This is a genomic window from Bacillus methanolicus MGA3 (assembly GCF_000724485.1).
GTDB lineage: Bacteria > Bacillota > Bacilli > Bacillales > Cytobacillaceae > Bacillus_Z > Bacillus_Z methanolicus_A.
In genome coordinates this window covers 2,157,326-2,181,440 of the sequence record NZ_CP007739.1, presented here as the reverse complement: position 1 = coordinate 2,181,440, position 24,115 = coordinate 2,157,326, and the positions used below count along the sequence as shown (strand labels likewise).

Sequence of the window (24,115 nt, the reverse complement as noted above, 5' to 3'; positions counted from 1 at the left end):
GGAACCAAGTGGCAGCACTCAGCTCTAATTTGCTATATACGGCATTTATTCTCTATTTAGTTGCTATTGTGTTTTTCGCTGGCTCTATTAAAGATAAAAGATCTGTTGATAAAGGTACAAACCGCTGGGCGAAAATCGGCCTCGGGATAACGATTATCGGTTTTCTTTCCCAATTAGGGTATTTTATAACGAGGTGGATTGCTGCTGGACATGCTCCTGTCAGCAATCTGTTCGAGTTTACGACTTTCTTTGGTATGTGCCTTGTATTTGCTTTTATCGTTATTTATTTCATTTATAAAACGTCTCTTTTAGGCGTATTTACGCTTCCTGTAGCAGTATTGATTATTGCCTATGCAAGCATGTTTCCGAGGGATATAACTCCGTTAATTCCTGCGCTTCAAAGCGACTGGCTACATATACATGTGACGACGGCTGCGCTCGGCGAAGCAATTCTTTCTATAAGTTTTGCTGCAGGACTGATCTATCTAGTGAAGTCAGTCGATCAATCGAAAGGAAGCAAGAGGACGTTTTGGCTGGAAGCCGTTATGTTTGGGTTAATCGTCACACTCGGATTTGTTGTAGTTTCAACTGCATTTTCTATGGCAAATTATAAAGCCACTTTTCATTGGATTGATAAAAACGGTAATGAAGCAACAGTCGATTATACAATGCCTGCAATTACCGGACCGCACAAAGGTGAACTTGTCACAAAGGGCAAGTTTGAACCGCTTGTTGAAATGCCGGCAATCATTAACGCAAAAAAATTAAACACAGTGATTTGGTCGTTTGGAGCGGGAATCGTCTTATATGGTCTAATCCGCTTAATTTTGCGGAGGCGGATTGCAGCTGCTTTACAGCCACTCGTTAAAAATGTCAATTTGGATCTAGTTGATGAAATCGGGTATCGTTCTGTGTTGATCGGATTTCCGGTGTTTACACTCGGTGCCTTGATTTTTGCGATGATCTGGGCGCAAATTGCGTGGACAAGATTTTGGGGCTGGGATCCGAAAGAAGTTTGGGCTCTTATTACATGGTTGTTTTATGCAGCTTTTTTGCATCTCCGCCTTTCAAAAGGCTGGCACGGTGAAAAGTCTGCCTGGCTTGCTGTAATCGGGTTTGTAATCATAATGTTTAATCTAATCGCAGTTAACCTTGTTATTGCCGGGCTGCATTCTTACGCAGGCACTTAACGGCAATTCGCTGTTAGAAAGCCTTCACTTTCACCGGAGTGGGGGCTTTTTTGTAACATTATCACGATACTAATAAATCAATCTGTAAGGGGGATATAGTTATGGAAAAAGATGTTAAAATTTTAGTTGTTGATGATGAGGAAAGAATCAGACGCCTGCTGAAAATGTATTTGGAGAGAGAGAACTATCTCATTGAAGAAGCAGAAGACGGCAATGAAGCATTAGCGAAAGCCCTCGAAAATGACTATGATTTAATTCTACTTGACCTGATGATGCCTGGAAAAGACGGGATTCAAGTTTGCAAGGAATTAAGGGAGAAAAAAGCTACTCCTGTGATAATGTTAACGGCAAAAGGAGAAGAAGTGAACAGGGTTCAGGGCTTTGAAGTTGGTACAGACGACTATATTGTAAAACCTTTCAGCCCTCGGGAAGTAGTGCTCAGGGTTAAAGCTTTGTTGCGCAGATCTTCTAATACTAGCTACTTGCAAACAGATACAACAACAAAAGATATTATTGTATTCCCTCATTTAACGATTGATAACGATGCACACCGTGTTGTTGCTGACGGAAAAGAAGTCAGCTTGACTCCAAAGGAATATGAATTATTACACTTCTTGGCAAAATCACCTGATAAGGTATTTGACAGGGAACAGCTTTTAAAAGAAGTATGGCATTATGAGTTCTTTGGAGACTTAAGAACAGTAGATACACACGTAAAAAGATTGCGTGAAAAATTGAATAAAGTATCTGAACAGGCTGCGAAGATGATTGTCACAGTCTGGGGAGTAGGCTATAAGTTTGAGGTTGTCAATGAATGATGTTTTTACGTAGTGTAGTTGGTAAGCTATGGATTACCATCATTTTGCTGGTTTCCTTTGTTTTATTTATTCTCACAGTCATGCTTCTTGGCTTTTTTGAAAACTATCATATTGAAGAAACTGAAAAAGGATTAACGAAAACGGCAAATAGAATTTCTCGGGTTCTTGAAGAACATGCCCCTGAAGAATTCGATTTAAGCCTTGAAATCTCCTGGGAAATGATTGATGAAGTGACTAAGGCAGTTGTTATAAGAGATAAAGACCATGCTTATTTTTCGCCTAATACGAAATCGGGACAACATTTGCCTCTTAAAGTTTTCTTGAATGATAAGAATTTATCTCCTGTTTTTCAAGGAAAAAAATTTGTTAAGAGCATTTATACTCCACCGAAGAAAGGCAAAGATGGTGAAAGAACACAAATTTTAATCATTGGTGTTCCGCTTCAGTTTGATAATGAAAAAGGGGCTGTATTTATTTACCAGTCTCTTGAGGTTATGCAAGAGACGACCCGTACAACAACAAAGTTTATTATTCTTGTTGCTGGAGTTGCGATTGTCTTAACAACGATTTTTGCGTTTTTCCTCATAACGAGAATAACTTCCCCATTGAGGAAGATGCGTGAAGCAGCATTTGAGGTGGCGCGTGGTAAGTTTGATACAAAAGTACCGATTCTGACCCATGATGAAATTGGTGAACTTGCGACTGCCTTTAATCAAATGGGCAGACAGTTAAAGTTTAATATGAATGCATTAAGCCAGGAAAAAGAACAGCTGGCTAGCATATTAAGCAGTATGGCAGATGGTGTTATTACGTTTAATCGCGACGGTACGATCTTGATCACTAATCCGCCTGCGGATCGTTTTTTGCAAAATTGGTATTTTGAACAGAATGATACTCATCCGAACAAAGAGGCAGTTCCTTCCGAAGTAATGGAATTATTTCAAAAGGCCGTAAATACTGAAAAAGAGCAAATTGGAGAAATTTCAATCCAAGGTCGCTTTTGGGTTCTTATTGTGAGTCCGCTTTATAACAATAAGTATATTCGCGGCGCTGTAGCAGTTATCAGGGATATGACAGAAGAGCGGAAACTGGATAAACTCAGAAATGATTTTATTGCCAATGTTTCACACGAATTGAGGACTCCAATTTCGTTGATGCAGGGGTACAGTGAAGCCATTGTTGATGGAATGGCAAGTACGGATGAAGAGATAAAAGAAATGGCGAAAGTCATATATGATGAATCATTGCGAATGGGACGCCTCGTTAATGAATTATTGGATCTTGCCAGAATGGAAGCAGGTCATCTTCAACTTAAAATCGAAGAAGTAGTTATTGAGCCGTATATTCTTAGGATCATCAAGAAGTTTCAAGGTTTAGCAAAAGAAAAAAATATTCAGTTAAGTTTCAAATTAAACAATAATCATACAACATACCGTTTTGATCCCGACCGAATCGAACAAGTCTTAACAAATTTAATCGACAATGCGATTAAGCACACCCCGGAAAAAGGATTTGTAACAGTTATAGTGGATACTGATGAACGTGGTCTGCACGTTGAAGTTAGCGATTCAGGTTCTGGTATTCCGAAGGAAGATTTGCCGTTTGTATTCGAGCGTTTTTATAAAGCAGATAAGGCCAGAACACGTGGATCCGGTACAGGACTCGGACTTTCGATCGCAAAACATATTATCGATGCCCATAAAGGTCATATATCTGTTCGAAGCAAACTAGGCCACGGCACGACATTTTCCTTTATGATTCCTCGAAATATCGAGTAATTTCTTGATTTATGCCGATTAGTCTTGATTCACGGGAAACGCGGTTTCTATTTTTAAGCAGCCTCTGTCTTAATGGCAGAGGTTGTTTTTTGTGGAAAAGTGCACCTTTAATAAAAAGTTTGAGGAAAGAATTACCTATTATCCTCTTTCTTTTTTGCTTGAAAAAGTCTATATTTATAGATGTAACTTTTCGTATATAGATATCGACTATTGTTTTGAACGGGGAGGAGAATCGATGGACTCCGTTTTTGAAGAACTTTATTCTAAATATCATCAGGATGTTTTTCAATTTTTATATTATATGGTAAAAAATCGTGAATTAGCAGAAGATCTTGTTCAAGAGGTTTATATAAGAGTATTAAAGTCATATAAACGGTTTGAAGGGAAAAGCAGTGAAAAAACATGGCTTTTTTCTATTGCAAGAAATGTAGCAATTGATTTTTTTCGAAAACAAAAGGGATGGAAACAGCGGTTAATGAAGAAGTTTGATTGGTCAACGCAGCAAGTAAAAGACGAACATCCAATACCTGAAGAAATTGCTATACAGAATGAAGAAATCCGCTCTCTATATGATTGTCTTGATAAATGTTCAGTTGATCAGAGAATGGTTATCGTTATGCGCTATCTTCATGAGTTATCTATAGCAGAAACAGCTGAAGCTTTAGGCTGGACTGAAAGCAAAGTAAAAACGACTCAGCACAGGGCACTGAAAATATTGAAAAAAGAAATGGAAGAATTAGTCGAAAGGGAGGTGGAGAGTCGTGAGAAAGTCAGTGTGGACCGATAAAGAACTTGAAGAATTGCTTTTGCAGCTGCCGAAAATATCCGATAATCGTGATCCGCGCGACATCTATCAAAATATTGCTTTGAAGACAAAAAAGAGGAAAAGACAAATTTGGATTATGCCCAGTCTTGCTGCTTTAGCCGCTGTTATTATATTTATAATTCTTGCTCCTAATTTAATCAATTGGCAGGAGTCGCCGGAACAGAAAATAAGTCTGAATTCAGCTGCTTCTAAAGAAAACATGGAAATGGCTGGCAATGATCGTACGGCAGCTACGGTGGACAAGAAAGATGATGTTTCTGCCCACAAAAACAATCATGTAAAGTTTGAAGCCGATTCGAATAATCGCTTCAGCAGCAAGAATGCACAAAAATCGCCGGCAGATGATGTTGAACGTACTGCAGTATACGAAGAAGATTTACAAGGAAAAGAATTGCTGACGTATGCGATACCGGACACAAATGGCCAAAACATTGTTCCGGTCAGTGTTCTAGTTCAAAAAGAAGACAATAAATCTTGGTTTGATCAATATAAGGAAACGATGGCAAAGCTAAAAGAAAAAGAATGGGGCCTTAGTGATTTTTACCCATTGCATGCAAATCTTACTTATGACTCTCTCAATAAGGTTTTAAATGTTGATGTTCCTCGAGATCACCAATACGGTTCCGGTTCATCAAGTGAAGAGATGTTTACAAGTTCTCTTCTAGACTCTTTTGCTTTCGATGACAAAGTAGAAAAGATAACATTCACAACCGAGAAGGAGAAGGGAATCGTTTTAGGAAACGATGAAATTACAGAGCTTGATGTAGAAAAATCAAATAGCCCTGCACATGGTTATCTGTTTTTTTACCCAACCAGAGGAAAAAGACCTTTTATTGTTCCTACACCGGATAAATATAAGTCGATTGATGAAGCGTTTGCGGCAATGAGAAAAGAAATTGCAACGCACCAGCTTAAACCTTCACTTCCAGAAGAATGGCAATTTAAAAAAGTGGTACCAAATAATAATGGCATATTATCTATTTTTCTTTCTAAATCCTCGAATGTAACTGATATTCAGGAAATGGTGTATTCCATTGAAGCGATTTTGTTGACGGCAAAAAATTTCGGCTATAAAGCTGTCAAGGTTGAAAATCCTCCTGTTAAAAATATAGGACCGTTTGATTTGTCAAAAGAACTTCAAGTTCCAGTCGCGGCCAATAAGCGGTCCATCCAAGAATAAGAGGCTTACCTTTCTCGGTAAGTCTTTTTCTTTTCATGAAAGTTTTGTATTAAAAAATGGAATCCTCCAAATACTAACAAATGTCCTTTGTCAATCTGACAATCGTTCTAACAGAGTACAAGCTGTCATATTGTAATGGGGAAAGTACATTTGTTAGGAGGAAAAACATGCTGGACTACATAAAGAGGTTTTTAATAGCGGGAATCATTGCTTTATTTGTAAGCTTATTATTTCTAGGAGGCAAACTAGCTCAAGCGGATACACTGGAAGTTGGCGAGCTGACAACCCATTGGTTATGGCCTGCAGAAGGCATCGTAACAGATATGTTTGGGACGAGACAAGGTTTACATAAAGGCATTGATATCGCAGGAGAGTATGGGTCGCCGGTCCTCTCAGTAGATAAAGGAACCGTTGAAAAATCTTATTATTCGGAAACGTATGGACATGTCATATTCATAAAACACCCGAACCAATTTGAAACGGTATATGCTCACTTGAAGAAGAGAAATGTGTCCAAGGGACAAAAAGTGAATCAGGGCCAGATTATTGGTGAAATGGGCAATACAGGGCATTCGTCGGGAATCCATCTTCATTTTGAATTACACGAAAATAAATGGACTTATGAAAAAGAAAATGCAATAAATCCAGAGTTGGCTCTTGGAAAAATGGATATTGGGCAAACTATTCAAGTATCTTTTCATACCGATGATTCAAAGAAACGAACGAAACTGCAGTCAAGCTGAAAGCAGAGAATCATCGGAAAGAGTGCATGAGCATGAAAAAAGGAATTTTCAAAGCGAATTTTCGAAACTTAATAATCTTCTTTCTTTTTTTACTATAATTCTTGCTGCTTCCCCTTTTTAAAAGTATAATTAGTAAAAAAATTGGGAGAGGATTTTGATAATATGCTGACAGATTATCACAATCATTTGGAAAGAGGAACACTTACCCTCGACTATTTAAAAAAATTCACTGATACGGCGAAAGAAAAGGGCATCGAACACTTCGGCATTTCAGAACACGCCTATCATTTTTATCAAACAGCTGATATTTTACAAAATTCATGGGTAAATGAACGCAGATATTATGATATGGAAGATTATGTAAAATTATTCCATCAAGCTTGGGAAAAGGGAATTGACGTAAAAATGTCGATTGAAATGGATTATACGCCTGGAAAGCATGCAGAAATGGAAAAATTTATAAAACAATACGAGTTTGATTATGTGATCGGTTCCATTCATTGGATTGATGATTTTGGAATTGACCTTGCAGAGTACAGAACCGAATGGGATAAAAGGGATTTGTATGATATTTATAAAAAATATTTTGATCAAGTAATCACACTTGCTCAATCGAATTTGTTTGATATTATCGGACATCTCGACCTTGTTAAAATTTTTAAATATGTTCCAGAAAATGAAGAATTCCTGCTGGAACAATATGATCGGGCGACAACCGCTCTAGCTGAATCGAAAACATGTGTTGAAATCAGTACAGCCGGTCTTAGAAAGCCAGTTGGAGAGCTGTATCCGGATCCGAGATTATTAAAAATGTGTTATGAAAAAGGAATTCCGATTGTTTTATCTTCTGATGCCCATGTTCCGGAGCATGTTGGCGCAGATTTTGATCAAGCTGTTCGTTTGGCGAAAGAGACTGGCTATCAGACAATCATGACTTTTTCAAAAGGAGAAAGAAAAGAATATCCGTTAGGTTAACAATAGAGAGGGGCTGACTCAAAGCATACGAGTCAGCCCCAAAATGTTTATAATAGCTTATTAATTAAAGTATGATTTGATTAATGGACACGATATCATCCAGTTCCTGCAGCAATTTTACCTTCTCATCATCAAGCGGTTTGTCACAAGATAAGATCATAATCGCTTCCCCACCGACTTCTTTTCGGCCAACCTGCATTGTTGCAATATTGATATGATGGTCACCAAGAATTTTTCCGACTCGCCCGATTACTCCCGGTCTATCTATATGCTGAATATAGAGAAGATTTCCATCAGGGAAAAAGTCTATATTAAAATCATTTATATATACAATTCTTGGCCCATAATTCTCAATAAAGGTTCCTCTTATTGAATAATTACGAATATCGCCTTTAATCATGACAGAAATGCAATTCGAATAACCGAATGTATTCGAAGAAATTTTTTCTCCTACTGTAACTCCGCGTTCCTTAGCTGTAAGCATAGCATTAACTTCATTTACATTTGCATCAATTCGGTTTTTAAAAAACCCTGAAAGTAATGCTTTTGTTAAGTAGGTGGTTTCAAGATCGACAACAGAACCTGAATAAGTAACAGAAATTTCATTTACGCCTTCTTTGACGCATTGAGAAAGCATTGATCCTATCTGTTTTGCTAAATGATGGAACGGCCGAATTTTTTCATATATATCTTTTGACATAGCCGGCAGATTAATTGAGTTTAAAACTGGTTTGTCTTCAAAGTACATCTTTACTTCTTTCGCAACCTGGGTCGCAACATTTAACTGCGCTTCTTTCGTTGAGGCGCCAAGATGCGGAGTAACAATCACATTGTCAAATTTAAATAAAGGATTTTCCCCTGGAGGCTCAGTTTCAAAAACGTCAAGAGCAGCACCGGCAACATGCCCGTTTGCGATAAACTTGGCGAGTGCCTTCTCGTCAATAATGCCTCCTCTGGCACAGTTTAAAAGAAAAACACCTTTTTTTGTCTTGCTTAATGTTTGTTCATTTAATAGCCCTTTTGTTTTAGGAGTTAAAGGTGTATGCACGGTGATGATATCAGCATTCATTAATACATCATCAAGTGAACCTGAAATTATTCCCATTTGTTGAGCGCGTTCTTTTGTTAAAAATGGATCGAATACATGGACGGACATGCCAAAAGCTTTTGCCCGTTTGGCAATTTCTGAACCAATCCTGCCTAAGCCGATAATGCCAAGTGTTTTGCCATATAGCTCAGTGCCAACAAACGCATTCCTTTTCCATTCCAAATTTTTGACCGATTGATGTGCCTGAGGGATGTTCCTCATTAATGATGCCATCATCGCAAAAGTATGCTCAGCAGCTGAAATCGTATTCCCGTCAGGAGCATTCACTACAATGATTCCCCGTTTTGTAGCAGCTTGGACATCAATATTGTCAACTCCTACACCTGCACGGGCAATGATCTTTAATGACGGCATTTTTTCCATAAGTTCTTCGTCTACTTTTGTAGCACTGCGTACTAATAGAGCCTCAATTTTGTCGAGAGGAACTTCTGGATCGTCAACTCTCTTCTGGATGATTTCGGCATCTTCCATTTCAAGCAATGGCGCTAGTCCTTCCTCACTGATTGCGTCTGATACTAAAATATAGTGCATTTCCATACCACCTGTCTATGTTTTGAAGAACAATTTTCTGATATTTTACAAGACGAACATTTATCTGTCAATTTAAAATATTGTTCCGTTTTATATTGTACACCTTTCAAAGTTTAAATGGACAATATTTATCATTTTTTTAAATATTTTTCATGTATGTAAAACCTAATGCTTTTATAATTTCAAGAAAGAATGTTCGGTTTTTGATGCAATACGAATGATAAAATAACAATACTTCCCAAAAAGATCTTTTTTCAGTATAATGAGTTTAAAAGAATAATAAGATCTATCTTCGGGGCAGGGTGCAATTCCCGACCGGCGGTGATGAGACATTCTCAAAGCCCGCGAGCCTAATCTACATGATTTAGGCAGGATTTGGTGAGATTCCAAAGCCGACAGTATAGTCTGGATGGGAGAAGATGGAGGTTCTGCGGACGTTCAAAAAATGAAGGAATTTTGAACGTTTATTAAGTGTGCCTTCTAAAACTCCCTTAAGTTTTTGCTTAAGGGTTTTTTCATTTTTACGGGCAGCACGAAATGCCGAACCTTTTTTCCTTCAATGAGATGGATCTCAAAAGGGGAGAGGAACATGAAAAAACGAAATACGAAGACTCTAGTTACGGTGGGAATGCTCAGTACGATTGCATATGTATTGATGCTGTTGAATTTTCCGATTCCGCCATTTCCTAGTTTCTTATTGATTGATTTCAGTGATATTCCTGCACTGATTGCTTCACTTGTATTTGGACCGGTTGCCGGGATATTTGTTGAATTAATAAAAAATATTCTGGATTATTTTATGAAAGGGAGCCCAACAGGCGTACCAGTGGGACATATTGCGAATTTCGCAGCCGGAATCATCTTTATCTTGCCTACATGGTATGTCTATACGAAACTTAAAACAAAAAAAGGCATGACAATTGCTTTGGTGACTGGAACTATTGTTATGGCTGTCCTAATGAGTATATTAAATTACTTTGTGATTTTGCCTGCATACACATTTTTCTTAAACGCACCAGCAATGTCATCGCCTGAAATGCGGCAATTGGTTGTCACGGCTATACTGCCATTCAATATAGTGAAAGGCTTGCTTTTGTCAATTGTCTTTATGCTGATCTTTTCACGCCTGCAATCGTGGATCGGCAAGCAAAAAGTTTATGAGAGTGCATAGCAATTGCACCGGAACTTTCCGGTGCTTTTTATTAATAAAACACCCCTTCAATAGAAGGGGTGCCAGTGACTTAACTATAAAAAATTTTATTCGAATTTTGTTGGGTCTCCATCGAATGGTTCGTCAGCGACTTTAATGGAATCAGTTGGGCAACCTTCGAAAGCATCCATCATATCATCGATCAATACATCCGGGATTTCTACGATGCCTTGGTTATCATCGAGAGTTACATATGCAATGCCATCATCATCATAATCATAAATATCCGGCGCTGCAGCTCCACATGCACCACATGCGATACATGTTTCCTTGTCAACAATTGTATATTTTGCCATAAAAAAAACCTCCCAATAAATTAAACGAGTTATTCTATCGTCATCCATCTAAAAATGGAGTCGTATTCCTCAAACCTATTGTAAAACTGTGCAAAGAACTTTTCAATAGAAAATATAATGAGAATGCTTTTCATAACAGCGTTTTTTCATTTATACCTTTCTTGATAAAATAACATGTTAAAATAAATGAGCAGGAAACTTGCATGAGTTTTTACTCCCAACCCTAACAAAGGATAAAAAAATTTTCTTACAATATTATTACCAACATGATAAAAAGTCATCAAAATAAATTTTATAAGATTAGGTGATGAAATGCTGGCCACCTACCTAGAGATAATTATTTTGTATTGCTTAAATCAAATTAATGGTGAGAGAACGATTTATTCAATTTATCATCTTTTGAAAGGAAAAAAATCATCCCAGACAATACAGGATGCTCACTTGTTTCAGCTTTATCCTTTCTTTCAAGTTTTTCCATCTATTTCAAGAAATGATATGGAAGAAATTATTGGAAAATTTGAAAGAGAAGGCTGGATTAATAAAAAGAATGACCAATACTTTTTCTTAACGGAAAAAGGAATAGATATTCTTAATGAAGAACTTCGAAGAAAACCAGTCCCCGATTATTTAAACGGGTGGAAATATCAAAATGTTGCGCAACTCTTTTGGGAGCGTCTGTCCCTCTTTGTGCAAGTATGCTCAAATTTAATCAATCGGAATCCAGATTTTGTTCCTGTCCATAAGAGAAAAGAAACTCTATTCTGGTTGAAAAAATTTTTGGCCATGCAAAAGAAGGAGCGATTCGTGCTTGCTAAACAGCTTTACAATGAGTTAACAACATGTTTTGAAGCAAATCATCAAATTGACCCTGCGATCATCGTTGTAAGGTTCACCGGTTTTAATAAAATTGGGTTAACAGAAAATCAAGCAGCGGAAAAACTGGGAATGGAACAGACTTATTATCACGTGTCTTTCTTAAACATTTTTCACTACATGATTGAAACGATTACAAAAAGCCCTGCTCGGTTTCCATTGTTACACTCCATTATTCCGGAGGCCGACAAATTCGTACCGCTTACCAATTCAGCAAAAAGGACATATGAGCTTATAAATTCCGGTATGCCAATGGAAAGAATAGCCAAAGTACGAAATTTAAAAATGAGTACGATTGAGGACCATATTGTGGAAATAGCCTTAAATATGAAAGAATTTGATATAAGCCCTTTTGTAGATCGATCAATACAAGCGAACATATTGGAAGCTGCAGAAAAAGCTTCATCGAAACAGTTGAAGCACATCCGCGCACAAGCGGGAAATGCTAGTTATTTTGAAATTCGGTTAGTTCTTGCGAAATATGGTGGTCAACAATGGAACTAAATGATTTACTTAGGAAGTATTTCAATTTCACCTCCTTTAAACCTGGGCAAATGGAAACTATTTTATCTGTTTTACAAGGAAAAGATACGCTGGCAATGCTCTCAACAGGTACTGGCAAATCATTATGTTACCAGCTTCCTGCCTATATATTGCCTGGGCAGGTGGTTATCGTCTCTCCTTTGTTATCACTTATGCAGGATCAGGTTGAGCAAATGATGAGGAGAGGGGAAAAGAGAGTTGTAGCTCTTAATTCATTTCTTTCACCGTTTGAAAAGAGAGAGGTTCTTTCTAGACTTGAAAAATATAAATTTATTTTTGTCTCCCCTGAAATGTTAAAAATGGATCATATTGTAAATAGATTCCAAATGACCGAAATATCGTTATTTGTCGTAGATGAGGCTCACTGCATTTCTCAATGGGGGTATGACTTCAGACCGGATTATCTAACCATTGGAGAGGTACGGGCGAAATTGGGTAATCCGCTGACTCTTGCTTTAACAGCTACGGCAACGAAAGAAGTCAGAAAGGATATTAAAGATTCCCTGCGTATACAAAATTGTACTGAATTCATTTATTCTGTTGACCGGCCAAATATCGCTCTGGCGGTTGAAAAAGTCGATGATTTCAAGGAAAAGAGCGAGCGTGTACTAGAGATTGTTAGAGAGTTTCAAGGCCCAGGGATCATCTATTTTTCATCAAAAAAAATGGCCGAACAGATGGTTTCTTTCTTAAAGGGTAAAAATATCGGGAATATAGCGGCTTATCATGGAGGCATGGACCAAGAGAATCGGATCTTGATTCAGCAGCAATTTATACATAATCAACTTGATATCATTTGTGCTACAAGCGCCTTTGGTATGGGGATCAATAAAGAAAACATCAGGCTTATTATCCATTATCATATGCCGCTCCAATTGGAGTCCTATCTTCAGGAGATTGGCAGAGCAGGACGTGATGGCAAAGAGAGTATAGCGGTCCTATTATATTCCCCGGGTGATGAACAACTTGCATTTCAGCTTGCTGAATCGGAATTGCCGGAAGAAATCCAAATCGATCGCTTGCTTTCTTGGCTGAAATCGAACCCGGATTATCGTTCAAATTTTGCTGAACATGAGAATGAAATCAGCATGGTTTGTGGATTTACCGAAATCCAGTGGCGCATCATTCATCACTTTTTAGATCGTATAGATTTTTCTATTAATGGATGGGAAACTGAATTTATCAATTTTAAAGAATTTATTGCAAAACGTGGTTCGATGAAAAGGAAAAAAATTTGGCAAATGAGAAACTGGATCGAAACGGATACATGCCGGAGAGAAATGATATTGAATTATTTTAGTGAAACACCGAAAAAGAAAGTAGATCATTGTTGTGATGTATGCGGAATTAAATACGACAAATTTTTTAAACCATATGATGAAAAATCTCTTGCAAATTCTTCATTTGACTGGAAAAATTATTTAGCAGAGATTCTTTTAAAATAAGTGAGCGAATGTTATGAAAAATAGGTATAAAGATTTAATTAGCGGGCTTGATTCGAAAGAACTACTTTTTCATCTATACGCTACGCAAATAGTACTATTAACGATATCAATCATTTTAGGTATGATATTGTTTGACAGTTTTTCAGCATTTTTCGACTTATTTAATTTTACTGATTTAAACATTTTGGTCATCGGCGGTACAGCCGGTCTGATGATTGTTTTCATAGATTTGTTGTTTATGAAGCTCTTGCCTTCTTCCTACTATGATGACGGCGGGCTTAATGAACGAATTTTTGCTGACAAGTCGGTTCTGCATATTGCATGGATTGCCACTTGTATTGCAATAAGTGAAGAAATATTATTTCGTGGAATCATTCAAACCCATTTTGGGCTAATTGTTTCAAGTGTTAGTTTTGCGCTCGTTCACTACCGATATTTATTTAATTGGTTTTTATTCTTGAATATCACACTACTAAGCTTTTTTATCGGTTTCATTTATGAATGGACAGATAATTTAATCGTCACAATCTTTATGCATTTCTTAATCGATTTTCTATTAGGTGTATGGATCATGGTTAAAAAAAAACAGAAAGAGAAGGAACAGGAAGGGAAATTCCATGAATAGAGAAGATCCTTACAGAGACCAGGCTGAAAGGCTGAGACAAAGAATTGAACGGATTCCAATTGAAAATGAAGGAAAACCGGGTAAACTCCCGCCTCGCAGTGAAATTCACCGCAATAAAAAGAAAAAAAACAATTGGAAGCTGAAATATCCGGTCATCCGTCTCCTTGTCTTGTTTTTTATTTTATTGCCGATAACGATTTATAGCGCTTATACATATTTGGAAGGACAAAACTTTTCAGGAAAGAAAGAAGTTATTGGCAATGGCACTGCAGGATATGAACCGATTGAATTAGAAATAAAAAAAGATCCTTTGGATTCAAATAAAGATAAGGAAACAGAGACAAGCGGGCTTTCTATTGAAAATCATGAAGAAAAGAAGAAAATCTCTTTAAGTGAGTCCATAACAGATAATGATTCTGAGGCATCTTCATCAGAGCCTGAAGGAAATAAAGATTCTGAACCGAAGACAACTGACAATGAATCAAAACAAAAAATCATATATCATACTGTTCAACCACATGAAACTTTGTTTCGGATTGCGATAAAATACTATAATTCGAAAGCAGGAATTGAAATCATTCGACATGCGAATGGAATTCAAGGAAACGAAATACAATCAGGACAAGTGTTGAAAATTCCAATTCAAAAATAACTGGCCCCAAATAGCCGGTTATTTTTTTTGAAATTTATTAGGCAACTTGCAGAACAAACATATCTCACCGGACAAGTTCATACAATTTTATATAAAAAAAGGTGAAAGGGGAGGAAGAATGGAGACGCCAATATTCATGCTTGATGATCGAACAGATCAAGCAACGAAAGAAATGCTTGAGAGTGTTGTAAAACGAAAACGTAAATTTGACCGCTTTAAATTTAGGCACTTATTTGTAATGTGGTTAACGATTGCTTTTGGGTTTTTCTTCTTTATCTATTTGTATTACACTGTCATGAAGCCTTATTCTTATTCTTTTGAAGCGATGTTTTCTGCATTTGTGAAGAAATCCGTAAATTTTTATTTGCTTGTCATCAATGTTGGTATATATGGCTTGATGAATTTATTAAGGGAAAAGCGAGAGAAAGCAGAAAAAGAATATCATGCGTTAAGGTGTGAAATTATTGATAAAAGCAAAGATTTGTGGAAAAAAGAAGATGAATGGAAAAACCGGCATATCGTCTTTGAAATGATGAAAAAAAAATACGATATTAACTTATACCATGAAAACAAATAATGTTTTGTGTAAGCGGCATTGGATAATTTTAAGAAAATAAAAATTTCCCTCTCAAACAAATGTTATGGGAGGGATTATTCATGCTGAAGCAATTGATCATGGCACATTATGGGATTTAGCAGTCGATTGTCCTTTTCAGCTTTTCTTTTATCTATGGTATTATTTGCTTAGATTTTAAAATAAAAAAACAATAAATTGTAATTTGGGGGCATTATGGAATTTCTTTTTATTCTTTTTTTTTCTTGCTTTTTTCTCCTTCTTTATATGATAAAAGAAGCATTTTCCAATCGTGTTATCTATACGGAATTTTTATTTCCTGAGTTTCCAAAGAGCTTTGGAGAAGTCAAAATCTTTTTTATCTCTGATATTCACCGAAGATCCATTTCAGAAAAAATTATTTCGCAAGTAAAAGGGCAGGCAGATATTGTGATTATCGGCGGCGATCTTATGGAAAAAGGGGTAAGTTTTGAAAAGGTAAAGGCTAACTTAGCCAAATTAAAACAAATTGGCCCGGTTTTTTTTGTTTGGGGCAATAACGATTATGAAATAGACTATCATCAGCTTGATGCCATTCTTCTTGAAAATAATGTAAAAATATTAGACAATACCTCCGCAATTTTTGAGTCAGCAGAAGGGGAAAAATTCTTCTTAATGGGTATCGATGATATGAATCATAGAAGGGACCGCCTTGATCTAGCGCTAAGCGAAGCTGAGAAGGACAGCTTTAAAATTTTGGTTAGCCATAATCCGAGAATTACGGTAAAAATCTTGCCTGAGCATCGGATACATCTCGTCTTGAGCGGCCATACACACGGAGGGCAAATACATGTTTTTGGATATAGCCCATATGAAAAAGGAAAAGTAAAGAAACTGAAGCAAACAACTGTTTTAATAAGCAATGGCTATGGAACAACACATCTGCCGATGCGTTTAGGGGCAAAATCCGAAACACACTTAATTACACTAAAAAATGGTTAATACGTATTAAGTTTACACAAAACACCTATAATTATATAATCATGATAAGTTGAATGACTCAAAGGGCGTATGAGCTAATGTAGACAATTCACCAACAATCAAATTATTCATAAACTAAAACAAGAGCTTTTGTTCACGGCAGGGGGCATGATCATGCGCTTGGAACGGTTAACATATAATAAAATCAAAATCTTTCTTACATTTGATGATTTAACAGATCGAGGTTTGACAAAAGAAGATATTTGGAAAGATTCCTTGAAATGGCAACAACTTTTCCATGATATGCTTGAAGAGGCAAGCAATGAGTTTGGCTTTGAAATTCATGGTTCAGTAGCTGTAGAAGTTTTTTCACTTCATGCGCAAGGCATGGTTATGATTGTTACCATGGAAGAGCAGGATGAAGACGAGGAATCTTTAGGGGACGGATTCATTGAAATGCAAGTGACAGCTGTTGATGGGAATGAAGATGTTTTATTTGAGTTTGAAAATATTGAAGATATCATTCAGTTGGCGATCCGTCTTTTTTCCATGAATATTTTTGGCGGAAATTTATATTCGTTGAATGGTCGCTATTTTCTGCTTATGAATGATATTTCTTCAGCAGATTTGAATAAAACCATCTCCATATTAGCTGAATATGGTTCTCCATCAATCGTCAGCATTCATCGGCTTTTAGAATATGGGAAAGAAATAATAAGAAAAAAGGCGGTAGAGACTCTCGTTCATTATTTTTCGAAATGATGAGAACGGGTAATACCGTCTCCTTTTTTATTTGCTATGCAGTTTTTTGTGTAAGAAAATACTTAATCGAGGAAAGCTATAATTTATAAAATTCATTTTTTCCGCAAAACCGGCTGTATTTCAATAATAAATTGAACGATTTCTTGAAATAATAGAAATTTTTTAATTCAATGTTTAATTTCTAAAAAGTGGCAACGCATAACGTGTGTGAATGAACAAAAGATTTACTCAAACAAAGGAATTGGAAGCGATTTCATCCATTAATTAAAAAATGCGGAAAAGTGTATTTTTATCTTGCATAAAATAACCAAAAGTGTATACTATGTCATGAAAGCGGACAACATCCGCAATAGTGAAATCTTTAGGAGGTTTACAAATGGTAGCCGAGAACGGTGCTGAAAATATAAATAGGGAGGACAAACATGACGTTTTAAAGTCAACACAAACTGTCATTCATAGGGCTTTAGAAAAACTTGGTTATCCAGAAGAAGTTTACGAGCTCCTTAAAGAACCAATACGCATGATGACAGTTAAAATTCCGGTTCGTATGGATGACGGTTCTGTTAAAATCTTTACTGGCTACCGGGCCCAGCATAATGATGCGGTAGGTCCAACAAAAGGGGGTATTCGCTTCCATCCAAATGTTACAGAGAAAGAAGTTAAAGCGCTTTCGATTTGGATGAGCTTAAAGTGCGGTATCGTTGATTTGCCTTACGGGGGAGGAAAAGGCGGTATTGTTTGTGATCCAAGAGACATGTCTTTCCGTGAATTGGAGCGTTTAAGCCGCGGTTATGTCCGGGCAATTAGCCAAATTGTCGGACCAACAAAAGACATTCCCGCACCCGATGTATTTACAAATTCGCAAATTATGGCATGGATGATGGATGAGTACAGCCGAATCGACGAGTTTAACTCTCCGGGTTTTATCACAGGTAAACCGCTTGTGCTTGGCGGCTCACATGGGCGTGAAACTGCAACGGCAAAAGGCGTTACAATTTGTATCCGCGAAGCAGCGAAGAAGAAAGGAATCGATCTTAAAGGTGCCCGGGTTGTTGTTCAGGGATTTGGAAATGCCGGAAGCTATCTAGCAAAATTTATGCATGATGCCGGAGCAAAAGTAATTGGCATTTCCGATGCATATGGTGCTTTGTATGACCCGAACGGCCTTGATATTGATTATTTGCTTGACCGACGCGACAGCTTTGGAACGGTTACAAAATTGTTTAATAATACAATTACAAATAAAGAACTTTTGGAATTGGATTGCGATATTTTAGTTCCTGCAGCTATAGAGAACCAAATTACGGAAGAAAATGCACACAATATCCGAGCAAGTATCGTAGTTGAGGCAGCAAATGGACCGACAACGCTAGAAGCTACCCAAATTTTGACTGATCGGGGCATTTTGCTTGTTCCAGACGTTCTTGCTTCTGCTGGCGGAGTTACAGTTTCTTATTTCGAATGGGTTCAAAATAATCAAGGCTATTACTGGACCGAAGAAGAAGTAGAAGAAAAATTAGAAAAAGTAATGGTCAAAGCTTTTCAAAATATATATGAAACAGCCCAAACACGAAGAGTTGACATGCGTCTTGCAGCATATATGGTGGGTGTCCGCAAGATGGCAGAAGCTTGCAGGTTCAGAGGCTGGGTTTAATAATTGAATGGTGAATGATGTTTTATTTAGAAAATTGATTCTGCATTGAAACTTGAACATGAATCTCCTATCATTAATTGATGGGAGTTTTTCTTTTTTAAAATTAAAAAAACTTGATCCTGCTTCAAAAAATATCTGTTAAGGAGTGAACATTGATGAAATACGAAGACGCCATTATTGTTGGAGCCGGACCTTGTGGACTTGCAGCTGCCATCTCACTAAAAGAAATCGGTAAAAATCCACTTGTTATAGAAAAAGGGAACATCGTAAATGCTATTTACAATTATCCAACTCATCAAACTTTTTTTAGCACGAGTGAAAAGCTTGAAATCGGCAATGTTCCATTCATTACAGAAAACTATAAACCAAAACGAATTCAAGCACTCGCTTACTACAGGGAAGTGGTAAGGCGGAAAAATTTAAGGATTAATTCCTTTGAAAAGGTTACTTCTATTTCCAAGCAAGATAACGGAATGTTTCTTGTAGAATCAGAAAAGAGCCAGTATACGGCGCCATATGTTATTATTGCAACCGGTTATTATGATCATCCAAACTACATAAATGTTCCTGGTGAGGATTTGCCAAAGGTTTCACATTATTTTAAAGAGGCGCACCCATATTTCGATAAGGACGTTGTTGTAATTGGCGGAAAAAATTCAAGTGTCGATGCTTCGCTTGAACTCGTTAAGGCAGGTGCTAGAGTAACCGTTATATACCGTGGAGAAGGCTATTCTTCAAGCATTAAACCATGGATATTGCCTGAATTTGATTCGCTTGTTCGAAAGGGAATAATCAAAATGGAGTTCCGGGCTCACGTAAAACGAATTACCGAACAAACGGTCGTATATGAAAAAGATGGCAAGGAATATGAAATTAAAAATGACTTTGTTTTTGCTATGACTGGTTATCATCCGGACCATGAGTTTTTAAAAGCTATTGGCGTTGAAATCGATAAAGAATCCGGCAGGCCTGTATATGATGTGGAGACAATGGAGACGAATATTAAAGGTGTTTTCATCGCAGGTGTAATTGCAGCTGGGAATGATGCGAATGAAATTTTTATCGAAAATGGGCGTTTCCATGGCGGACTTATTGCAAAAGCAATTTTGAATCGTGAAAAAGAGGGAAGATGAAATTAATGAAAAAAGTTGCATTACTTACAACCGGAGGGACAATTGCGAGCAAAAAAACAGAGAGCGGTCTGTTATCGTCTGGAGAGTTGACAGGTGAAGAACTAGCAAGCCTATGCCGTTTGCCCTCTGATATAGAAATAGAAGTACACAGTGTTTTTCAGCTTCCGAGCATGCATATCGGATTTGATAAACTCATTGTATTGAAAAAGAAAATTGAAGAAGTTTTTAAAGATCAATCTGTGAACGGGGTTGTCGTTACACATGGTACAGATTCATTGGAAGAAACAGCCTACTTTTTGGATTTAACGATTACCGATAGCAGACGTATTGTCGTCACTGGTTCCCAACGTTCTCCGGACGATTTGGGAACAGATGTATATTCAAATCTTCGCAATTCGATCTATGTAGCTGTAGACGAGAGTTTAGATAATGTTGGAACAGTGATAGTGTTTAATGAACGTATCTGGTCGGCCAAATATGTAAAGAAAGTGCATGCATCAAACCTACAAGGGTTCGAATCGTTTGGATACGGATATTTAGGCATTATTGATAATGATGTCGTTAGTGTCTATCAAAAGCCGCTGATCAGGGATTGTTATGTAATTGGAGATGAGCTGCCTGAAGTTGATATTATCAAATGTTATGCAGGTGCAGACGGGAAGTTTATCCGCCATGCAGTAGATTGTGGAGTGAAAGGAATCATTCTTGAGGGTGTCGGAAGGGGACAGGTTTCTCCTTTAATGGTAGATGATATTGATTATGCTATTAAAAAAGACGTAAAAGTCGTTGTAACGACGAGTGCTGAAGAAGGACAGGTTCATACTTCATACGACTATCGAGGAAGTGCATATGATTTGAAACTGCGCGGAGCCGTCCTTGGAAAGGACTATGACTCTAAAAAGGCAAGAATTAAACTTGCAGTGTTATTGTCAGCAGGAGAGGATATCGAAAAAGGGTTTCGAATCTAGCACGCAATTTTCACAGAAGGACAGGACCGCACTACATTAACGAGTTAAATCTTTTTTTCCAAAAATGTAATATTGCATTCTCTTTAGGCTTTTAACATGTTACGATTAAGGAAATGGATTGAAAAGAGTGACAGCATATGCTGGGATTATTATCTGCCGGGATTGCTCCCGGTTTGGCTTTGTTAAGCTATTTCTATTTAAAAGACCAATACGAGACCGAACCCCTTTCTATGGTTTTCAAAACATTTATATTTGGGGCTATACTTGTGTTTCCGATTTCATTTATCCAGTATGTATTGGGGACAGAGCAACTGATCCAATTAGGAATCATAAAAGCTTTTCTGTCAACAAGTTTACTTGAAGAATTTTTTAAATGGTTCATATTGTTTTTCACAGTATATCAACACGTTGCTTTTGACGAGCCCTATGACGGGATTGTATACGGTGCATCTGTTTCTCTTGGTTTTGCCACCGCGGAAAACATTTTCTATCTCGTGGCAAATGGACTTCATCATGCTTTCGGCAGAGCGCTTTTGCCTGTTTCAAGTCATGCTTTGTTTGGTGTCATAATGGGATATTACATTGGCAAAGGAAAATTTTCGGGAAATCCGAAATCTAAATGGATTTTATTGTCGCTTGTTCTTCCTTTTATTTTGCATGGCATATATGATTATATTTTGATTTCTCAAAAAGACTGGTATGTCTTGATGTGCCCATTTATGATTTTCTTGTGGTGGCTCGGCTTGCGAAAAGTGAAAAATGCTCGTGCTTTAAGTACAAAACATTTTGAAGCACGGTTAAAAGTACAAAAAACTCTTCATTTATGAAAAATGAAGAGTTTTTTCTTTATATTGAATAAAAATCCAGTAGCTACAAAATATATGGTTAATGCAAAATGAATCACATCTGGGGGTAACAATCAATGAATAAAAAGCTACTGGCATTGAGGCTATTTGCTATTTTCTCCACTTGTGTACTTTTGTTTCCCATTGTAGGAAACGAACATGCAGAAGCCTTTACTAACCAGGTTATTCAGCATGGCGCAGTTGGTGATGATGTAATCGAATTACAAGCCCGTCTTCAATATTTAGGTTTTTATAATGGAAAAATAGACGGGGTATTCGGATGGGGAACTTATTGGGCTCTTAGAAATTTTCAATATGAGTTTGGCCTTCCGATCGACGGCCTAGCTGGTTCGGCAACAAAACGAAAACTCGTCAAAGCATCCAAGTATAATGAGAAATTTGTAAAAGAGCAAATTAATAAAGGCAATAAATTTTCTCATTATGGAGGAGTATCCCTTGAAAAACAGAAAAAGTCTTCAAGGGTCACACAGGCGAACAGGGGAGGAAGGGGGACTGCACAGACTCAAAGAGTAACTGCAACAAATACGCCAAATGGTTTTTCAACAAATGATATACAATTAATGGCCAATGCTGTTTACGGTGAAGCAAGAGGTGAGCCGTATGTTGGTCAAGTTGCTGTAGCTGCAGTCATTTTAAACCGTTTGGAATCGCCTTCGTTTCCACATACAATATCAGGCGTAATTTTTGAACCCGGTGCATTTACAGCGGTAGCCGACGGGCAAATCTGGCTTACTCCGAATGAAACGGCTAGGAAAGCAGTACTTGATGCAATCAACGGCTGGGATCCGACCGGCAATGCCCTCTATTATTTTAATCCTGATACAGCAACAAGTGCATGGATTTGGTCGCGTCCTCAGATTAAACGGATTGGAAAACATATTTTCTGTAAATAGGGGTGATGAAATTTGCTTAGAGGAATACTTATAGGCGTTTTGGCGGCAGGTATTGCAGGTACGGCGTACTGGGGCTATCAGGAGCATCGAGAGAAAAATGCCATTCTTTTAAATTCGGAAAACAATTATCAGCGTGCCTTTCATGATCTGACGTATCAATTAGATCTTTTGCATGATGAAATTGGAACAACATTGGCTATGAACTCTAAAAAATCACTATCTCCGGCCCTTGCTGAAGTCTGGAGATTAACATCTGCTGCCCATACCAATGTCGGCCAATTACCACTGACGCTCTTACCTTTTAATAAAACGGAAGAGTTTCTCTCTAAGATTGGCGATTTTAGTTACAGAACTGCCGTAAGAGATTTAGAGAAAGAACCGCTATCAAAGAAAGAGTATAAAGCACTTCAAAGTTTGTATAAGCAATCGGCAGACATTCAAAATGAAATGCGGAAAGTACAGCATCTTGTGCTTAAAAATAATCTTCGCTGGATGGACGTTGAATTGGCTCTTGCTTCAGGAAAAGAAGGGACTGACAATACGATTATTGATGGCTTTAAGACAGTTGAAAAAACTGTTGAAGGGTATTCTGAGACAGATTTCGGTCCCGCCTTTCTAAATATGCAAAAAAGAGATGAGAACTATAAGTATCTTGAAGGAAAAAATATTTCGAAAAATGAAGCGGTGAAAATCGCCAAGAATTACGCTTCTCTAGGAAATGACGTAAATGTAAAAGTCTCAGAAAACGGAAAAGGATCCGAATATGGATTTTATAGTGTAACGATTCAAGATCAAAAAAATAATCATGAAGCAAGCCTAGACATTACGAAAAAAGGCGGCTATCCTATTTGGTATATTTTATCAAGGAATGTAAAAAAACAGAAAATAAGCTTAAATGAGGCAAGCAATCGGGCGATAACATTCTTAAAAGATAATGGGTTTAAAAATTTGGATTTATTTGAAAGTGCCCAATATGATAATGTTGGCGTTTTTACATTTGTTGGAAAACAGGATGATGTTAGAATTTATCCGGACAGCATAAAAATGAAGATCGCACTTGATAATGGAAAAGTCATCGGATTTTCGGCAGAAGATTATTTAAGATCACATCATACGAGAAAACTGCCAAATCCTTCACAATCTATTGCAAAGGCAAGAACAAAGATTAATCCGAACGTTAAAATAATGGAAGAAAGTAAGGCGATAATTATCAATGACTTGAACCAGGAAGTTCTTTGTTATGAATTTCTCGGCACTTTAGGGGATGATACGTATCGTATTTTTATTAACTCAGATAGCGGTGTTGAGGAAAAAGTGGAAAAATTAAAGAATGCCGAACCAATCTATGAAGATGTTGTATAAAAAGTGCGGCCCAAAGGGATTTTTCATCCTTTTGGGTGTTTTATTTTAAAAATTTTTTCTTTATTTAAGCCAAGCTTTCTGATTATAATGAAAAAAGAACATTCCATTTGAGGAATTTTTTTCAAGGGGGGTTGGCCCTCAATTTAAAGA

Annotated in this window: 23 protein-coding genes and 1 riboswitch; of the genes, 21 read left to right on the top strand and 2 right to left on the bottom strand. The window is 37.2% G+C overall.

Annotated elements, in window-relative coordinates; translation table 11 throughout:
* Positions 1–8 precede the first annotated feature (8 nt).
* The 7 genes from ccsB to BMMGA3_RS10510 all read left to right on the top strand — a co-directional run bounded on the left by ccsB (position 9) and on the right by BMMGA3_RS10510 (position 7,510).
* Positions 9–1,190, top strand: coding sequence for a c-type cytochrome biogenesis protein CcsB (ccsB, locus tag BMMGA3_RS10540; RefSeq protein ID WP_004435370.1), 1,182 nt, complete (start codon positions 9–11; stop codon positions 1,188–1,190).
* Positions 1,191–1,291: 101 nt separating this feature from the next.
* Positions 1,292–2,008, top strand: a complete 717-nt coding sequence (locus tag BMMGA3_RS10535; protein ID WP_004435367.1) for a response regulator — start codon at positions 1,292–1,294, stop codon at positions 2,006–2,008.
* Positions 2,005–3,786, top strand: a complete 1,782-nt coding sequence (locus tag BMMGA3_RS10530) for an ATP-binding protein (RefSeq protein WP_004435365.1) — start codon at positions 2,005–2,007, stop codon at positions 3,784–3,786. The genes BMMGA3_RS10535 and BMMGA3_RS10530 overlap by 4 nt, the downstream gene beginning before the upstream one ends.
* Positions 3,787–4,021: 235 nt before the next feature.
* On the top strand, positions 4,022–4,573 hold the full coding sequence (gene sigX, locus BMMGA3_RS10525) for an RNA polymerase sigma factor SigX (protein WP_004435363.1): 552 nt from the start codon (positions 4,022–4,024) through the stop codon (positions 4,571–4,573).
* Positions 4,548–5,792: a hypothetical protein gene (locus BMMGA3_RS10520; protein WP_004435361.1), complete on the top strand. Its 1,245-nt coding sequence runs from the start codon at positions 4,548–4,550 to the stop codon at positions 5,790–5,792. The genes sigX and BMMGA3_RS10520 overlap by 26 nt, the downstream gene beginning before the upstream one ends.
* Positions 5,793–5,959: 167 nt before the next feature.
* A complete protein-coding gene (locus BMMGA3_RS10515) occupies positions 5,960–6,535 on the top strand; it encodes a M23 family metallopeptidase (RefSeq protein WP_004435360.1) in 576 nt (191 codons plus the stop codon).
* Between the two features lie 162 nt (positions 6,536–6,697).
* Positions 6,698–7,510, top strand: a complete 813-nt coding sequence (locus BMMGA3_RS10510; protein WP_004435359.1) for a histidinol-phosphatase — start codon at positions 6,698–6,700, stop codon at positions 7,508–7,510.
* 64 nt (positions 7,511–7,574) lie between these two features.
* Here BMMGA3_RS10510 and serA read toward each other — a convergent pair whose 3' ends face one another.
* On the bottom strand, positions 7,575–9,149 hold the full coding sequence (gene serA, locus BMMGA3_RS10505) for a phosphoglycerate dehydrogenase (protein ID WP_004435356.1): 1,575 nt from the start codon (positions 9,147–9,149) through the stop codon (positions 7,575–7,577).
* A 284-nt stretch (positions 9,150–9,433) separates the two neighbouring features.
* A riboswitch (FMN riboswitch) is annotated at positions 9,434–9,574 on the top strand.
* Positions 9,575–9,738: 164 nt separating this feature from the next.
* Here serA and BMMGA3_RS10500 point away from each other — a divergent pair.
* Positions 9,739–10,320 carry an ECF transporter S component gene (locus BMMGA3_RS10500; RefSeq protein ID WP_004435354.1) on the top strand — a complete coding sequence of 194 codons (582 nt, stop codon included), beginning with the start codon at positions 9,739–9,741 and terminating at the stop codon, positions 10,318–10,320.
* A gap of 86 nt (positions 10,321–10,406) precedes the next feature.
* Here BMMGA3_RS10500 and BMMGA3_RS10495 read toward each other — a convergent pair whose 3' ends face one another.
* Positions 10,407–10,655, bottom strand: coding sequence for a 4Fe-4S domain-containing protein (locus tag BMMGA3_RS10495; protein ID WP_004435351.1), 249 nt, complete (start codon positions 10,653–10,655; stop codon positions 10,407–10,409).
* Between the two features lie 441 nt (positions 10,656–11,096).
* On the opposite strand from BMMGA3_RS10495, the gene BMMGA3_RS10490 reads away from it, so the two are divergent.
* From BMMGA3_RS10490 to ypeB, 13 genes are all read left to right on the top strand, one after another.
* Positions 11,097–12,032 carry a YpbB family protein gene (locus tag BMMGA3_RS10490; protein WP_237712840.1) on the top strand — a complete coding sequence of 312 codons (936 nt, stop codon included), beginning with the start codon at positions 11,097–11,099 and terminating at the stop codon, positions 12,030–12,032.
* Positions 12,023–13,516, top strand: coding sequence for a RecQ family ATP-dependent DNA helicase (locus tag BMMGA3_RS10485; RefSeq protein ID WP_038502216.1), 1,494 nt, complete (start codon positions 12,023–12,025; stop codon positions 13,514–13,516). The genes BMMGA3_RS10490 and BMMGA3_RS10485 overlap by 10 nt, the downstream gene beginning before the upstream one ends.
* Positions 13,517–13,529: 13 nt before the next feature.
* Positions 13,530–14,141, top strand: coding sequence for a CPBP family intramembrane glutamic endopeptidase (locus tag BMMGA3_RS10480; protein WP_004435343.1), 612 nt, complete (start codon positions 13,530–13,532; stop codon positions 14,139–14,141).
* Positions 14,134–14,793 (top strand): LysM peptidoglycan-binding domain-containing protein, encoded by a 660-nt coding sequence (locus BMMGA3_RS10475; RefSeq protein WP_004435341.1) that lies wholly within the window; start codon positions 14,134–14,136, stop codon positions 14,791–14,793. The genes BMMGA3_RS10480 and BMMGA3_RS10475 overlap by 8 nt, the downstream gene beginning before the upstream one ends.
* Before the next feature lie 118 nt (positions 14,794–14,911).
* Positions 14,912–15,370: a YpbF family protein gene (locus tag BMMGA3_RS10470; protein ID WP_004435338.1), complete on the top strand. Its 459-nt coding sequence runs from the start codon at positions 14,912–14,914 to the stop codon at positions 15,368–15,370.
* 213 nt (positions 15,371–15,583) lie between these two features.
* Positions 15,584–16,348 carry a metallophosphoesterase gene (locus BMMGA3_RS10465; RefSeq protein WP_004435337.1) on the top strand — a complete coding sequence of 255 codons (765 nt, stop codon included), beginning with the start codon at positions 15,584–15,586 and terminating at the stop codon, positions 16,346–16,348.
* Between the two features lie 153 nt (positions 16,349–16,501).
* Positions 16,502–17,089 carry a genetic competence negative regulator gene (locus tag BMMGA3_RS10460; RefSeq protein WP_004435335.1) on the top strand — a complete coding sequence of 196 codons (588 nt, stop codon included), beginning with the start codon at positions 16,502–16,504 and terminating at the stop codon, positions 17,087–17,089.
* Between the two features lie 376 nt (positions 17,090–17,465).
* Positions 17,466–18,743 carry a Glu/Leu/Phe/Val family dehydrogenase gene (locus BMMGA3_RS10455; protein WP_004435333.1) on the top strand — a complete coding sequence of 426 codons (1,278 nt, stop codon included), beginning with the start codon at positions 17,466–17,468 and terminating at the stop codon, positions 18,741–18,743.
* Between the two features lie 155 nt (positions 18,744–18,898).
* A complete protein-coding gene (locus BMMGA3_RS10450; protein ID WP_004435331.1) occupies positions 18,899–19,876 on the top strand; it encodes a YpdA family putative bacillithiol disulfide reductase in 978 nt (325 codons plus the stop codon).
* A 5-nt stretch (positions 19,877–19,881) separates the two neighbouring features.
* On the top strand, positions 19,882–20,844 hold the full coding sequence (locus BMMGA3_RS10445) for an asparaginase (protein WP_004435329.1): 963 nt from the start codon (positions 19,882–19,884) through the stop codon (positions 20,842–20,844).
* 137 nt (positions 20,845–20,981) lie between these two features.
* On the top strand, positions 20,982–21,671 hold the full coding sequence (prsW, locus tag BMMGA3_RS10440) for a glutamic-type intramembrane protease PrsW (RefSeq protein ID WP_038502214.1): 690 nt from the start codon (positions 20,982–20,984) through the stop codon (positions 21,669–21,671).
* A gap of 95 nt (positions 21,672–21,766) precedes the next feature.
* Positions 21,767–22,603: a spore cortex-lytic enzyme gene (gene sleB / locus BMMGA3_RS10435; protein ID WP_034669244.1), complete on the top strand. Its 837-nt coding sequence runs from the start codon at positions 21,767–21,769 to the stop codon at positions 22,601–22,603.
* A gap of 12 nt (positions 22,604–22,615) precedes the next feature.
* Positions 22,616–23,965 (top strand): germination protein YpeB, encoded by a 1,350-nt coding sequence (ypeB, locus tag BMMGA3_RS10430; protein WP_004435325.1) that lies wholly within the window; start codon positions 22,616–22,618, stop codon positions 23,963–23,965.
* Positions 23,966–24,115: the final 150 nt, after the last annotated feature.

What these genes read in the sequence shown, in the direction of transcription:
- BMMGA3_RS10535 (WP_004435367.1), top strand. Translation starts at nt 1,292, where the DNA reads ATGGAAAAAGATGTTAAAATTTTAGTTGTTGATGATGAGGAAAGAATC.
- BMMGA3_RS10530 (WP_004435365.1), top strand. Translation starts at nt 2,005, where the DNA reads ATGATGTTTTTACGTAGTGTAGTTGGTAAGCTATGGATTACCATCATT.
- sigX (WP_004435363.1), top strand. Translation starts at nt 4,022, where the DNA reads ATGGACTCCGTTTTTGAAGAACTTTATTCTAAATATCATCAGGATGTT.
- BMMGA3_RS10515 (WP_004435360.1), top strand. Translation starts at nt 5,960, where the DNA reads ATGCTGGACTACATAAAGAGGTTTTTAATAGCGGGAATCATTGCTTTA.
- BMMGA3_RS10510 (WP_004435359.1), top strand. Translation starts at nt 6,698, where the DNA reads ATGCTGACAGATTATCACAATCATTTGGAAAGAGGAACACTTACCCTC.
- serA (WP_004435356.1), bottom strand. Translation starts at nt 9,149, where the DNA reads ATGCACTATATTTTAGTATCAGACGCAATCAGTGAGGAAGGACTAGCG.
- BMMGA3_RS10500 (WP_004435354.1), top strand. Translation starts at nt 9,739, where the DNA reads ATGAAAAAACGAAATACGAAGACTCTAGTTACGGTGGGAATGCTCAGT.
- BMMGA3_RS10495 (WP_004435351.1), bottom strand. Translation starts at nt 10,655, where the DNA reads ATGGCAAAATATACAATTGTTGACAAGGAAACATGTATCGCATGTGGT.
- BMMGA3_RS10485 (WP_038502216.1), top strand. Translation starts at nt 12,023, where the DNA reads ATGGAACTAAATGATTTACTTAGGAAGTATTTCAATTTCACCTCCTTT.
- BMMGA3_RS10480 (WP_004435343.1), top strand. Translation starts at nt 13,530, where the DNA reads ATGAAAAATAGGTATAAAGATTTAATTAGCGGGCTTGATTCGAAAGAA.
- BMMGA3_RS10475 (WP_004435341.1), top strand. Translation starts at nt 14,134, where the DNA reads ATGAATAGAGAAGATCCTTACAGAGACCAGGCTGAAAGGCTGAGACAA.
- BMMGA3_RS10470 (WP_004435338.1), top strand. Translation starts at nt 14,912, where the DNA reads ATGGAGACGCCAATATTCATGCTTGATGATCGAACAGATCAAGCAACG.
- BMMGA3_RS10465 (WP_004435337.1), top strand. Translation starts at nt 15,584, where the DNA reads ATGGAATTTCTTTTTATTCTTTTTTTTTCTTGCTTTTTTCTCCTTCTT.
- BMMGA3_RS10460 (WP_004435335.1), top strand. Translation starts at nt 16,502, where the DNA reads ATGCGCTTGGAACGGTTAACATATAATAAAATCAAAATCTTTCTTACA.
- BMMGA3_RS10455 (WP_004435333.1), top strand. Translation starts at nt 17,466, where the DNA reads ATGGTAGCCGAGAACGGTGCTGAAAATATAAATAGGGAGGACAAACAT.
- BMMGA3_RS10450 (WP_004435331.1), top strand. Translation starts at nt 18,899, where the DNA reads ATGAAATACGAAGACGCCATTATTGTTGGAGCCGGACCTTGTGGACTT.
- BMMGA3_RS10445 (WP_004435329.1), top strand. Translation starts at nt 19,882, where the DNA reads ATGAAAAAAGTTGCATTACTTACAACCGGAGGGACAATTGCGAGCAAA.
- prsW (WP_038502214.1), top strand. Translation starts at nt 20,982, where the DNA reads ATGCTGGGATTATTATCTGCCGGGATTGCTCCCGGTTTGGCTTTGTTA.
- sleB (WP_034669244.1), top strand. Translation starts at nt 21,767, where the DNA reads ATGAATAAAAAGCTACTGGCATTGAGGCTATTTGCTATTTTCTCCACT.